This is a genomic window from Vibrio sp. CAU 1672 (genome assembly GCF_029223195.1).
Taxonomy (GTDB): Bacteria; Pseudomonadota; Gammaproteobacteria; order Enterobacterales; family Vibrionaceae; genus Vibrio.
The window spans coordinates 33,686-47,599 of sequence record NZ_JARHUF010000013.1 but is presented as its reverse complement, the minus strand read 5'-3'; the positions used below and the strand labels follow the sequence as shown (position 1 = coordinate 47,599).

11 protein-coding genes are annotated in these 13,914 nt (G+C 50.6%); 8 read left to right on the top strand and 3 right to left on the bottom strand.

All coding sequences use genetic code 11. The features are described from left to right. The first annotated feature begins 31 nt into the window (after positions 1 to 31). The gene (locus tag P2G85_RS13060; protein WP_275864583.1) at positions 32 to 325 is read left to right on the top strand and encodes a c-type cytochrome; all 294 of its coding nucleotides are present in this window, start codon (positions 32 to 34) and stop codon (positions 323 to 325) included. Between the two features lie 184 nt (positions 326 to 509). On the opposite strand, the gene P2G85_RS13055 is transcribed toward P2G85_RS13060, so the two are convergent. Together P2G85_RS13055 and P2G85_RS13050 are read right to left on the bottom strand one after the other, a co-directional pair. After that, positions 510 to 2,531 carry an FAD-dependent oxidoreductase gene (locus P2G85_RS13055; protein ID WP_275864523.1) on the bottom strand — a complete coding sequence of 674 codons (2,022 nt, stop codon included), beginning with the start codon at positions 2,529 to 2,531 and terminating at the stop codon, positions 510 to 512. Positions 2,532 to 2,685: 154 nt separating this feature from the next. Next, entirely contained in the window at positions 2,686 to 3,696 is a 1,011-nt protein-coding gene (locus P2G85_RS13050; RefSeq protein ID WP_275864522.1) for an AraC family transcriptional regulator, read from the bottom strand. A gap of 234 nt (positions 3,697 to 3,930) precedes the next feature. Between P2G85_RS13050 and P2G85_RS13045 the strand changes: the two genes are divergently transcribed. The 6 genes from P2G85_RS13045 (at position 3,931) to P2G85_RS13020 (ending at position 11,323) form a co-directional block, all read left to right on the top strand. After that, complete coding sequence (locus P2G85_RS13045; protein ID WP_275864521.1) at positions 3,931 to 5,238, top strand: acetyl-CoA hydrolase/transferase C-terminal domain-containing protein; 1,308 nt, start codon at positions 3,931 to 3,933, stop codon at positions 5,236 to 5,238. A 14-nt stretch (positions 5,239 to 5,252) separates the two neighbouring features. Further along, positions 5,253 to 7,412, top strand: coding sequence for a fatty acid oxidation complex subunit alpha FadB (gene fadB / locus P2G85_RS13040; protein ID WP_275864520.1), 2,160 nt, complete (start codon positions 5,253 to 5,255; stop codon positions 7,410 to 7,412). A gap of 14 nt (positions 7,413 to 7,426) precedes the next feature. After that, entirely contained in the window at positions 7,427 to 8,587 is a 1,161-nt protein-coding gene (fadA, locus tag P2G85_RS13035; protein ID WP_275864519.1) for an acetyl-CoA C-acyltransferase FadA, read from the top strand. A 177-nt stretch (positions 8,588 to 8,764) separates the two neighbouring features. Then, complete coding sequence (locus tag P2G85_RS13030) at positions 8,765 to 10,138, top strand: serine hydrolase domain-containing protein (RefSeq protein ID WP_275864518.1); 1,374 nt, start codon at positions 8,765 to 8,767, stop codon at positions 10,136 to 10,138. Between the two features lie 122 nt (positions 10,139 to 10,260). Next, complete coding sequence (locus P2G85_RS13025) at positions 10,261 to 11,151, top strand: LysR family transcriptional regulator (RefSeq protein WP_275864517.1); 891 nt, start codon at positions 10,261 to 10,263, stop codon at positions 11,149 to 11,151. Beyond that, on the top strand, positions 11,144 to 11,323 hold the full coding sequence (locus tag P2G85_RS13020; RefSeq protein ID WP_275864516.1) for a hypothetical protein: 180 nt from the start codon (positions 11,144 to 11,146) through the stop codon (positions 11,321 to 11,323). The genes P2G85_RS13025 and P2G85_RS13020 overlap by 8 nt, the downstream gene beginning before the upstream one ends. Positions 11,324 to 12,322: 999 nt before the next feature. Here the strand turns inward: P2G85_RS13020 and P2G85_RS13015 are convergent. Continuing rightward, on the bottom strand, positions 12,323 to 12,574 hold the full coding sequence (locus P2G85_RS13015) for a hypothetical protein (RefSeq protein WP_275864515.1): 252 nt from the start codon (positions 12,572 to 12,574) through the stop codon (positions 12,323 to 12,325). Positions 12,575 to 13,003: 429 nt separating this feature from the next. Here P2G85_RS13015 and P2G85_RS13010 point away from each other — a divergent pair, with 429 nt between their 5' ends. Further along, on the top strand, positions 13,004 to 13,801 hold the full coding sequence (locus P2G85_RS13010) for a hypothetical protein (RefSeq protein ID WP_275864514.1): 798 nt from the start codon (positions 13,004 to 13,006) through the stop codon (positions 13,799 to 13,801). The last annotated feature ends 113 nt before the right edge of the window (positions 13,802 to 13,914 follow it).

The window sequence follows — 13,914 nt, the reverse complement described above, 5'->3', positions numbered from 1 at the left end:
CATGAAAGCGGCACTTACTCTGTTAGCAGCAATGCTTTCTCTGCCCGTACTGGCAGTGGATGATTTCGCGCAGGGCAAACAATTGTATCTCTCTCCCGGCAAAGGAGGATGTGGCACCTGCCATGGCGAAAACGGTAACCAACCGGTAATGCCGATGTACCCCAAAATTGGCAGCCAAAGCGAAATGTACCTGTTCAACCAGATGAAAGACTACAAACTGAAACAGCGAAAAAATGGCTTGTTTGTGCCGATGGAGGTGGCTATGGCGCATTACAGTGATGAGGAGATCAAACTGATTGCCAAATACCTCGCATCGATTGACTGATGGTGATCAGCCTGTTGGCAACGATGGGCTGGTTTACACCGTTCTGGATAAGTCGGTGTTCAGAAAATTATGCAGGAAAAATCGTATTGTAGACCGCACGATGGGGCAAGACGTGATTGACACAAAAACCAGGCAGGCAAATGCAAGAGAAAAACCAAACGTCCCTGTTTGGTATAACGCATAATTACAGCGTACGGGCGACTTCGAACCCGTCCCAGATGGCAGTCATGATAGTCCGCGCTTTCTGGCTGTCACCGATGTTAAACACATTCTCGACATCAAGCTGATTAGCCAGTGCTTCGTGCAGGTGATCGTCTGCCTGATAGCCCAGGGCGAGAACAACATGGTCAGAAAGAATTTCCATGTCACGCTGCTCGTGCTTGACGACAACAGCAGTATTGGTGATGGTTTGCAACAACGTCGAGATCATTACCGTCACCTGCTCTTTGACCAACAGCTCTTTTAACATCTGGTAGTTGGCAAAACAGGTACCATGTGGACCACCAATAATATCATCACTTGCTTCAATCAACGTGACCGCTTTGCCTTGCTGTGCCATCCACAGCGCCGCTTCCGCGCCAACCAGACCGCCACCCACAACCGTGACTTTGTCACCGGTAATTTTCTCCGGGTTCATCAGCATATCTTCCGCGATTATCACGTGCGGTTTATCCTGGCCGTTCAGCCACCCCGGTTTCACCGGACGGGAGCCTGTCGCAAAAATCACGCTGTCAGGTTTTTCCGCCTCAATGGTTACTTTATCCGCGCTGGTATTGAAGCGCACCTCAACATTCTTACGCTGCATTTCACCGGCAAACCATTCAATCAGCAGTTTGTCGTCATGTTTAAATGGAGGCTGGCAGCCCGGAATAACGTTACCGCCCAACTGAGACGACTTCTCCAGAAGTACTACTTTATGTCCGCGTTCAGCAGCAATTCGCGCCGCTTCCATACCGGCGACACCGCCGCCCACTACCACCACTTTCTGCGAACGGTGGGTCGGCTGCAAGCGAAACTCTTCTTCACGGCCACAGCTTGGGTTCACGGCACACGACAGGTTACCCACTTCGGCCATGCGGCCAAGGCAGCCCAGGTGACACGATAAGCAAGGTCTTACTTCTTCAAAGCGTCCGCGGCGGATTTTGTTCACCACGTCCGGATCGGCAAGCAGAGGACGGCCCAGGGAAATCCCGTCCGAAATGCCTTCGCTCACTGCGTGGGCCGCCAGATCAGGGTTTTCCATACGACCGGCCATCAGTACCGGAATGTCGACCACTTCCGACACCGCCTTACAGTACGGCTTGTACATTCCCGGCTCAAAATAGTTAGGCGGATGGTTCCAGTACCATGAATCATAGGTACCGGCATCCACGTTCAGCGCGTCATAGCCGGCATCCTGTAGATACTTCGCCGCTTTAAGCCCCTCTTCCATATCCCGGCCGACTTCCTCGGCGATTTCACCAGGTAAGATCCCCTGGCCAAAGCCTTTCATGTTACCTTTCACTGAGTAACGCAGTGAAACCGGGAAATCCTGGCCACAAATAGCTTTGATCCCCTGAACAATTTCTACCGCAAAACGGTAACGGTTCTCAAAGCTGCCGCCATATTGGTCAGTGCGCTGGTTAAAGAACTCCATGGTAAACTGATCGAGCAGGTAACCTTCATGCACCGCATGGATTTCAACCCCATCAAAACCGGCTTTCTGCGCAATTGCCGCAGACTCAATAAACTTGCCGATAAAATATTTGACTTCATCGGTTGTCAGCTCGCGGTGCTGAATCGACGGGTCAAAACGGTTAGGCGCATCAGATGGCGCAATTGATTTATCTTCCGGAGTAAAGCCGGGAATACACGAACGTCCCCAGCCTGCGGTCAGCTGGGCAAAGATTTTTGCACCATAGGTATGAACCCTCTCAGTCATCTCTTTGGCACTGCGAATATACGCCGTCGTGTGATTGGTCGGGCAAGGCAAAGATGGCATCGGGAACTGTTCCAGTTCATTCTCAACCATCTGTACGCCGGTAATGATCAGCCCCACGCCACCGCGCGCGCGGGCAACATAATATTCCACGCCACGCTGGTTGTAAGCACCATCGTTATCCACGCAGCCCAATGTGCCCATCGGGGCCATTGAGTAACGGTTTTTCAGCTTTAATGAACCGATCTTCATCGGTTCAAAAAGCACCTCGTGCTGTTGTTTCAACATTTAACACTCCACATATTGGTATGCACCGGATTCATCCAGTGACAAAATCTGTGGGCATTAAACCAATTGCTTACCGCTATTACTTGGCATTTTAGGACATCCTATTAGCACTAACAGACATCACCAGCAAGTTTGACCCAAATCATATCTTACTTCAGGTGTTTTCCGCTGATTGTCTTATGGATAAAGGCGAACTGCCGGTCCAGCGCTTAAACGCGCGTGAAAAAGTACTCAGATCCGAAAAGCCCAGCTGATAGGCGATTTCGGTCATATTAACCCGGCCTGCTTCGAGCAGATGAAGGGCTTTTTCCAGTTTGTATTTCTCCACCACGCCGCGATAACTGGTGTTTTGCAACGCCAAGTGGCGATTAAGGGTGCGGATATTCATGTTCAACGCAGCGGCGACAGATTCCCCGCTAATGTCGCCCAGCTGATGGTGCTGATTAAGAAACTGGTAAATCTGCAGAATAAGATCATCTTTCTTTAGCCGTTCAGCCTCTTCACGCAATAGGTTCACACAGCTAAAGTGCAGCGCTTTATCCCGCTCAGCAAACGGCTCATATAAAAAACGTTTAGGAGTAACCAGCTTTCTGATCGGGGAACCCTCTCTGATCCGGCACTGGGTTGCGGCCTCCAGGTTAGCATTATCCTCAGGCGAGTAACGGTGCTCAGGCAGGCAAACCTCTAGTGACACCCCACTTCTGGGTAAAACACTTTGGATAATATGAATGATGGTGGCAACAAACAGGGTGATGCCGAGAAAACTGACTTTCGATTCTTTACCCAGTGATTCGGTATCAAGCACCCACAACTCGGCATTACCCTGCCGGTCGAGTTTGTATTTAACCCGAACCGGGGCGCTCATCACCATCACAAACTTTTCCAGCACGCGAAACATGCCATCAAGGTTGTCGGCTGTCCATAAGGCAGTAGAGAAGCCACCAAAGGTCAGCGGTCCGACCCGCTGAGCCATGCGGGTCAGCAATAAGGGCGAGCGCTCTGCTTCATAAGCCTGATAAAGCACATTACGCAAGTCATGCACATGCAACCGGCCACTCTCATTCACCTTAATGGAAGGCAAATCGCTGCTTTCCGGTTGCATTAACTTCAGCCACCCCGGGTGCACCGAAAGCGCGTCTTCAAACGTCACCTTGGTATGCTTCATATCACCATTCGCTCCAATTTTGTGACGTTAGCCACAAAGCCAAACCCTGTCTTACCTTGCATATTAACTGTCTCAAAATGCCAAATATTGACCTCAGTCAACAGAGTAAGCTGTAGGCTGTGAAACGGACATTCTCCCCTACATTAAAAGCTTTGGACGCGGATTTGCTTCATACATCAAGGTCGATGATGGCATATCTTACAACCCAAAATGCAAAATATTGAGAGCGTCACTATGACTGACTGGAAAAACCAATTCGCTGACAAAATCATCTCACTTGAGTCGGCTGTGGGCAAAATTGAATCTGGCGACAAAATCTGGGCCGGCGGCCTGCTGTCTATGCCTGTAGTCTTTCTTAAAGAACTGGACAAGCACCTGACCCACTTCCACGGCTGTGAGCTATACACCGGTTTAATGACCTACCCATTTGAGTTCCTCAAACCACAATACAAGCAGAATTTCAAACACGTCAGCCTGTTCATGGGCCCGCTTGAGCGTAAATGCCAGCATGGCGGTAATATCGAGATCATGAACTTCCACTTCTCCAACTTTAAGCAGATTTTCGCCACTCTGAAGCCGAACACGGTCATCATTGAAGTCACGCCACCAAATGAAGACGGCTACGTCAGCTTGGGCGCCTGTGGCGGTGTCGGCAGTAAAGAAGCACTGAAATACGCGCAAAAAGTCATCTTTGTCGTCAACGAACAACAACCTTTTATTGGCAACCACGACAATATTATCCATGTCGATTACGCCGATTTCCTGGTTGAAGGCCACCACAGCATTGCAACGCCGAAAGCGGGTGAGCCGAGCGAACTGGAGCAGCAAATTGCCCAGCATGTCAGCCCGTATATTAAAGATGGCATGACAGTACAAATCGGCATCGGCACCATCTCTAACGCAATGGGGATGGCGCTGCGTGACCGCAAAGACCTCGGTATCCATACCGAAATGTTCACCGAATCGCTGATGGAAATGTGTAAAGCCGGTGCGGTGAGCGGCAAACTCAAGAACCACAAACCAAACAAGATCGTGGCAGCCTTTGCCGCCGGCCCGCAAGAAGTGATGGACTTCCTGCACAACAATGAAGCGATCGAAATGGGCGGCATGGCCGATGTCGTCGATGCCTATGAAGTCGCCAAAAACGACAACTTCGTTTCAATCAACACCTGTGTAATGGTCGATGTGGTGGGGCAAGTCGCATCAGAAGGCGTGGGTTTCTCGCAAATTTCCGGTTCCGGCGGCCAGTTAGACTTCGTGCGCGCCGCTGGCATGTCTAAAGGTGGTGTAAGCATTCTGGGGCTGTCATCAACCCGTGACGGTAAAGAAGGCCTGGAATCGAATATCCGTATCGCACTGCCAACCGGCACCCCAATCACCACACCACGTAATGACACCCAGGTGATTGTGACCGAATACGGCGCGGCAGACCTGCGCGGCCTGACGACTTCACAACGGGTCAAGGCACTGATCAATATCGCCCACCCACAATTTAGAGATGCACTGTTAACAGAAGCAACTCAGCTTGGTCTGGCAAAGTAAGAGGAACACTGAATATGTATCAAGGTCAATTTTTTACGCTCAATACCATTGCCGGCCGCAACGACGTTATGGAGCTGGTTTTCAATGCCGAGAAAGATCCGGTGAATACCCTGCGTAACGCCGCACTGACTGAACTCGAAGCGTGTATCAACGAATTAGAAAACCACCAGCCAGCAGGTCTTATCATTCGCTCTGGCAAGGCGCTATTCAGCGCCGGTGCGGATGTCAAAGCATTCCGTGATCTGTTCAAACAAGGTGAGACGGGTATTACCCCTTTCCTTGGCTGGGTTCACTCCATTTACAACCGCATTGAAGATCTCGGCTGCCCGAAAGTTGCCATCATCAATGGTGTCGCGGCCGGGGGCGGTGTTGAGCTGTCACTGCTTGCCGACTACCGCCTGGCAACCAAAGACGCCAAGATCAGCCTGCCTGAAGTCAAACTGGGCATTATGCCTGGCTGGGGCGGCGTGACTCGTCTACCGCGCATTGTCGGCGTGGATACGGCACTGACCTGGTTAACCACAGGCAAGAACCACTCGGCAGACAAAGCTCTGACGGATCATGTTATTGACGGCATCATCGACCCTATGCAGCACGATGTCATTGAACAGGCATTGCAGGTGATCGACCGAGCCATCAGCGGTGATTTGAACTGGCAGGCTCGCCAGGACGAGAAGCGTCAGCCTCTGCCGCTTAACGACCTGGAACTCGCAATGTCAATCAATGTTGCCCGCGGTATGGTCGCAAAAGCAGCCGGTCCGCACTACCCGGCACCCGGCATTATTCTCGACACAGTGTTTAATGTGGCGCGCTGCACCCGTGATGACGCGCTGAAAATCGAAGCACAAGGCATTGTGGCCTGCGCTGAAAGTGGCGTTGCCGATGCATTGGTCAACGTGTTCCTCAGCGATATGGCCGTCAAAGCATCAACGAAAAAACTGGTCGAAGGCGCAAGCTTTGAGAAAACCAAGCAAGTGGGTGTCATTGGTGCCGGTATCATGGGCGGTGGCATCGCTTATGTCAGTGCCGATCGTGGCCTGGATGTGGTAATGAAAGACATCAACCAGCAAGGCCTGGCTCTGGGTTTGGCCGAAGCGAACAACCTGCTGGCGAAACAGGTAGAGCGTAAAAAGAAATCTCCTCGCGCCATGGGCGAAGTGCTCAACCGTATCGTCCCGACACTGCACGACGCCTCACTGGCGGATAACGATCTGGTTATCGAAGCCGTGGTCGAAAACCCGCTGGTCAAAGAAAAGGTACTGGCGCAGCTGGAAGAGACAGCCCCTAATGCGGTAATTGCCTCAAACACCTCGACCCTGATGATCAGCGGTCTGGCCCAGGCGCTGAAAAAACCTGAGAACTTCTGTGGTATTCACTTCTTCAACCCGGTCCATCGCATGCCGCTGGTAGAAGTAATCCGCGGCGAAAAGACATCTGAGTCAACCATCGCCAAAGCGGTCAGCTATGTCCTGCAACTGGGTAAAGTTCCGGTGGTGGTCAACGACTGTGCCGGCTTCCTGGTTAACCGCTGCCTCACGCCGTACTTCCTGGCATTCAACCAGCTGTTGGTGGATGGCGGTAACATTGCCCAGGCAGACAAAGTGATGAGCAAAGGTTTTGGCTGGCCAATGGGCCCGGCCCACCTGGCTGATGTGATTGGCCTCGATACCGCCAAGCACTGCATGGACGTGATGGATGAGGCCTTCCCTGCCCGCTTAGCCAAACCAGCAGTGAACCTGATTGAGCAACTATGCACGAAAGGCCAGCTGGGCCAGAAATCTGAGCATGGTTTCTACACTTACGAGAAAGACCGCAAAGGCCGCCTGAAGCCAACACCAAGTGTGGATACCCAAGTGATGCTCGATAGCGAATGCGCCGCCCCAGTAGTGTTCACAGACGAAGAAGTGACCATGCGGATGATGCTGCCAATGATGTTTGAAGCGATTCGCTGTCTGGATGAAGGCATTATCCGCTCACCACAGGAAGGCGATATCGCGTTTGTTTACGGAACCGGCTTCCCTCCATTCCGTGGTGGCATTTTCTACTACATGGATAACCTGGGTCTGGCAAATCTGGTTGAACTGGCCAAACAGTATGAACCGTTAGGCCCGCTTTACGCGATACCACAAGGCTTGATTGAACGTGCCGAAAACAACCAGAACTTTTACGCCTGATGGGGAGAAATAAGATGAAAAATGTAGTTATTGTTGATGCGATTCGTACCCCAATGGGTAAATCAAAAAACGGGGTATTTCGCCATGTGCGTGCCGATGATCTATCGGCTCACTTAATGAAAAGTATGCTGGTACGACAAGCAAAACTGGATGCGACGCAGATTGACGATGTGATCTGGGGCTGCGTACAACAAACCGAAGAGCAAGGTGCCAACCTGGCTCGTCTGGCTGCACTGCAGGCAGGCTTGCCTGAGACCGTTCCAGCGACAACCGTCAACCGACTTTGCGGCTCCTCAATGGATGCACTGCATATGGCAACCCGCGCAATTAAAGCCGGCGATTCTGATGTAGTACTGGTAGGCGGTGTCGAACACATGGGTCATGTGCCGATGACCAAAGGCATCAGCATGAACGGCTATAACCGCCATATGGCACAGGCGTCGGCAATGATGGGGCTGACAGCCGAAGCCTTGGGTAAGTTACACAAAGTATCTCGCGAAGAACAAGATGAGCTGGGCGCTCGCTCGCACCGCCTTGCCCACCAGGCCACAGTTGAAGGCCGGTTTGACAACGAAATCGTGCCGACCATGGGACATGACGCCAACGGCCTGCCGGTATTGGTCAAGCATGATGAAGTGATCCGCCCGGAAACCACCGCCGAATCCCTGGCGACACTCCGTCCGGTATTTGACCCTCGAGGCACAGTAACCGCAGGTACCTCCTCTGCCCTGTCTGACGGAGCGTCATGCTTACTGGTAATGAGTGAGGAAAAAGCCGCGGAACTTGGCTTGACCGCTCGGGCACGGGTGATTGCTGCAACTAGCGCTGGTGTACCCGCTGCTATCATGGGTTACGGCCCGGTCCCGGCCACACACAAAGCCCTGGCAAAAGCGGGCTTAGACATCAGCCAGATCGATTTTGCTGAAGTCAACGAAGCCTTTGCTGCGCAGGCCATTCCATGTCTGAAGGATCTGGGCCTGTGGGAGCAACGCGATGATAAAGTCAACCTGCATGGTGGCGCGATCTCTCTTGGCCACCCTCTGGGCTGCTCGGGGACTCGTATTGTCGGTTCATTGCTCAATATCATGGAGCAACGCGGAGGCCGTTATGGCCTGGCAACCATGTGCATCGGCATGGGGCAAGGTATCGCCACCGTTATTGAGCGCATCGAATAAGCGCCATTGAAAATAAACCTACCGATACAGAGCCCTAGCAGGGCTCTTTTTTTCTGACCATGAGTTATGGGGCACGTTCCCCTACATAATGTAATTTTATGCATGGTTGATTCGGATAAAATGGCAACGAATCAAAACAATCCTGTTCCTGTAACGTTTCTACCTTTGGGGAAAAACATGAAAAAATTCGCACTAAAAACCCTTACCTTAGCGCTGACTTCTGCCGCAGCGTTGTCTGCACACGCAAATGTACCGGCTGATCACCCATTGGCAAAATACCTCAGCGAACCGGGAGCCAGCGTGACGCTGCCGGTCAGCGCGGCGAAACAACCATTTGATCTGGATTTTGTCCAGGCCGCTTACGACAGCTTTGAAAGCTTCCACGCTCAGATGGGCGGCGACCATACGCTTTACTACCTGACCAACTGGAGCACATTCATGCGCACCGACATGGTTAACCCCGCCAATGAGCAAATGGTTCTGGAGCGCAACCTCAACAGTGAGATCGGCAACATCGTAGTGAACACCGACAGTGAAGGTGAGCTGAAAATGGACGACTACTTCGTTCATCCGACGTTCCGTCACCAGGGGGTAATGATGATCCACAAAGGTAAAGTGGTTTATCAAGCCTACCCGGGTATGAAGCCAACCGATACCCATGTCTGGATGTCGTCATCGAAAACCATCACCGGCCTTGTCACGGCGATGCTGGCTGAAGAAGGCATACTTGACCTCAATGCCTCGTCAACCAAATACGTGCCGGAGCTGAAAGGTACAGCATGGGACAAAGTGACGGTACTTGATCTGGTTAACCACACAACTGGTTTGGATCACGAAGAAAACAACAGCTCAATCCTTGATCCGGACGGCGTATTCGTACGCTTTATCAGCTCGGCACTGGGCACAACTGAGCGCTGTACTGAGGGTGAAACCTGGCGTGATGTGCTGAAAGATGTCCAGCCGCTTAAAAACGAACAGCCGGGCGATCGCTTCCGTTACTCTTCGCTAAACACCCATGTACTGGGCCAGGTGATCCAAAACGCCACCAACAAGCGCTGGACAGACGTTGTCGAGGAGCGTATCTGGGGTAAACTGGGCGCGCGTATGCCGCTGATGGTGCACCTGACACCGGATGGCACACCACTTAACCTGGCGATCATATCTTCAACGCTGGAAGACTTTGCCAAGTACGCTACCCTGTATACGCCAAGCTGGGACAAAGTCGCCCACGAACAAGTGGTTACCCCCGCGCTGCTTGAGCAGATCCGCACTGCCGGTAAGGTAGAAGCCTTTGTTGGCGGGCATAAGGAAAAGCAAGCCATCGGCCTGTTTGCAGAGAAACCGGTAAAAGGCGCTTACCAGTTTGACTTCTTCTTTGAAGATGGTGCGATGTACAAACACGGTAACAGCGGACAAGGTATCTATGTCGATCCTGAGCGCGACTTCGCAGCGGTGTACTTCTCAGCCACACCATACATCGCCCCTTACGGTGAAGTCAAAGCACCGGCCTATTTCAGAAAAGTCGCCGAACTGCTGGATAACGCAAAATAGTCACCACCCGGCATAAATCACAAGCCCTGATTAAATCAGGGCTTTTTTACCCCACCAGGCAGACAAGTAAGCGCTAAAAGTGTATCTTTATCAGCTAAGCTTCTGATTAATAGATACAAAGCATGATATCAATCGAACAAATTCACGCCTTTACTCTTGTTTATCAACACGGTTCTTACAGTGCAGCAGCTCGTGCCGCCGGCCGAGAACGCAGCACCATCAGAGAACATGTCGTAACTTTAGAAGACCTACTCGGCGTTAAACTGTTTCAGATTGAAGGACGCAAAGCCAAACCCACCGACGCTGCCAAGCAGTTGATCACTCGCGCCACCAACCTGAGTAAGCAGGCAAAAGACTTTGAACTGCAGGCGTTTTCTTTACTCGATGATCCGCTGGATAAGCTGGTGCTGATGCATGATGAGCAAATCCCGCCAGAGTGGCTCGGTAAAACAATCAGAACGCTCAAAAGCCAGTACCCACATTTGAACATTGACTGCGTCCCATCCTCCCGGGCTCACGCCTATCAATGCATTGAAAACGGAGAGTGTCACATTGCCGTGATGGCAACTGAAAATAACCCCAGAACCCAAGCCCGGATTGCTTCTCTGTACATAGGTAACTTAGCCGTAAGCGCTTATATTCACCCCTCCTCCCCATTCGCAGATCAAGACGGCGTCTCAATGGAAGATCTCCGGCTCGAGACCCAGTATGAACTTTCCCACACCGATGAAGGTGACCTGGGGCATTTCCGTGTCTCCAATGTCACCGAAAAAGTCAGTACCATTGGCCTGGCCACACAACTGCTGGCTGACGGTGGCTGGATAGCGTTATCGGATGCGCTCGCTGCACCGTGGGTAAAAACCGGTACCCTGCAGGCGATGATGCTGGATGAAGCGAAGCGCAATTACCAACAGGGGGTGTGCCTGTTCTTCGGCCTGACCAGCCAAAACAGAGAAGAGATCCGTTTCGCCCTGGATACACTCAATCACACCGCTGGTGAATACCTTGTCTGATCAGGAACGAAAGCAATCCAGTGCCACTGATGATGAAAACGCGGCGTGGATAGAACACTTCCTTATCACCAGTCAGCATGCTACTGGTACAGCGGACTCCTTATCAATCACCCCGGAGCAGTTCGCTATACGCTGCAGTCTTACTATCACCGGCCTGAGATACAGTGAATAACAAGCAGCGTTGAAACCCCTCTTAATAATTTATTAAGTTAATCAATATGAACGGCAAACTTTGTCGTTACCATCGCAGATAATGGCTTTACTTGTCGACCTGTCTCTCCGCCTGGGTGCATAACGTTTTATAATCAATTCCTAAGCTGTAATACGTTTAACGTCATTTCAAACGCAGAAAGGTGGCTCCTATCAAACAACTAATATCTATTACATTTGACGACGGGCCAGATGAGATTACCAACACACTTCTGGACACGCTTAAGCGTCATAACGCGACTGCGACATTTTTTGTTCTTGGCTCCCAGGTTGCCAAACGGCCGGAAACCATTAAGCGAGCCCATGAGGAAGGACATATAATAGCAGGTCATCACTACACCCATGAGCATTCACCGTTGCTCACCATGGAGGAATTCATAAGCAAGTTGACGCTACAATTAGCATTATTGAAAAAACCATAGGAGATAAGATCAAGTACTATCGACCTCCATACGGGGAAGTTACCGATGAGCAACAGGCTGAACTATCTCGCCGTGGTTTAATATCCGTATATTGGAATGGCTGTTCATATGACTTCGACGAAAGCATAAACACCGTTGAAGAGATAACAAAAAGAGGGATAGGTGCTTTTAGAGATAACGCTGTTATCTTGTTTCATGATGGTCGCGGGAAACCAACCAGAGAAAGAACGCTCATTGCGATGGACAAAATTTTAACTGCCGCAAAAGAGCGTAATTATCATTGTGTCGGCGTCGATCAGATTGACCAAAACGCCGCAAACACATTCGGCGACTGGACACGCCCTACTTTCGTACACTAAAGCCAGCCCCCGCCAAAACTTAAACGTATTCGCTGGAGACTGCCCTGATTGCTGAGTAGTTGTTCAAGTTTAAGCCTTCAAAGCTAGCAATTGTCAGTGCCCCGGTAATGCTACCAAACTAAACTGGTGAAAGAGTCTGTTTGCCTGCACTGACAGCTAGTTTATACCAGGGACGTATCATTAGAATAGTTTGCAATCAGAATCAGCGGTGACCTGATACACCAGCAATAATGCACTAAAAGGATCATGAAAAATCACCAGATCGGCCTGAACGCTGTCATATAACGCGAGAATGGTTTCGCTTAGGTCATGCGCATGTTTGCCTAAAAATTTCGCCTGTTGAGTCGGATTTAAGCGCTTAACTTCAACTTCAACTTCAACTTCAACTTCAACTTCAAACAACGCTAATCCGGTTGAATCCTCCAGTGCCACTATATGTTCTCGCTAAACACATCACTTGACGGGATATCCCCCCCATAATGGTTTTCAGAACGTTTAGCAAAACCAATAAAATCACTTTATTGGCAAACAATATAGATAACAGGCAAGGAAGCATCTTTATCCCTTGGAATGAAAGTCGATTAATTGAGGGCACATATGGCACGCATCACACTTATTACCAACGTCCGATCGTGCTAAACACCTGTCCCAAAATGCAAAGCGTCAAAAGTCATCAACGGTTTTAATTCGGTAGTCGTTATGACGCGATTGATCCGTTACATATCAGTTTGCAGGCATATTTACATTCAACAACAGCAGATATGACTGTCTCTTATCGGCTGTAAACATACAACTAACGCAAGGAAGCGCCTTTACCCCGCCGTTCGGAGCACAAATTTGGGGGTGTTAATAAGGTAAACCATGAAAAAAACTATTCTAACCTCTGGCCTTTTACTCGCGTTCTCTGGCGCAGCATTTGCCGAAAGCCAAGAAGCAGAAACGATTAACCCGTCGGATCTGACCCGTGTCTATACCCAGGCCGCCGTTTTTCTTGATTCCAACGCCGATGTTCGCGCCTCAGGGATGTGGACCGGTGCCTGGAACGACAACATCCAGTTTGCCGGCTTTGCGGAAGGTACCTTTGGTAATGACAAAGCCAAAATTGAAGGCAAACATAAAGTGGGTACCGACTATCAAAAAGGTCGCGCCCAGTACTTTCAGGTCCACGCATTAAACAACAGCCTGATGCCACGTATTGGTTTCTCAACTGACCTTATTCACCAGAATGGTGAAGCCGGCGCGCTGAAAGGGTCTGGTCTGAAAGACACCACACTGTTCTCTGCCGGTGCCATTGGTTTGATCAATCCAGCTTACACCTTCGGTGCTAAAGTGTTCCCCAATGTTGCCTACACCACCGGACAAGTATTTGGTGAAAGCGCAGACGGCTACATGTTCAATCTGTTTTTAACCAAAGAGTTCGGCGGTTCAGGCAGTTTCATCCAATTCTCGCCTGAGTACTTCAAAGTTGAAGGCGATGTGGTGGAAATGGAATCAAGCAAACTGAACTTCTTCATCAGTGCGCCAACCCGTCCCGATCGCTCTCAGTGGTTAATGACTCGCTTTGAATATGGCTCTGCCGATGTAGTACTGCCAGACGGCACCGCTATTGACAATGATCCTGAACTTCGTGTCGAAATCGGCATGAAATGGTTCTTCTGATACCAATTAACTTAACCACAGGGTTGCCGCGGTCAGACTAAACATGTTTTACACTGCTGAAGAATACCGCTGCACCAGTAACGTGGACGTACTCATCTTAAGTAAAGCAAGTA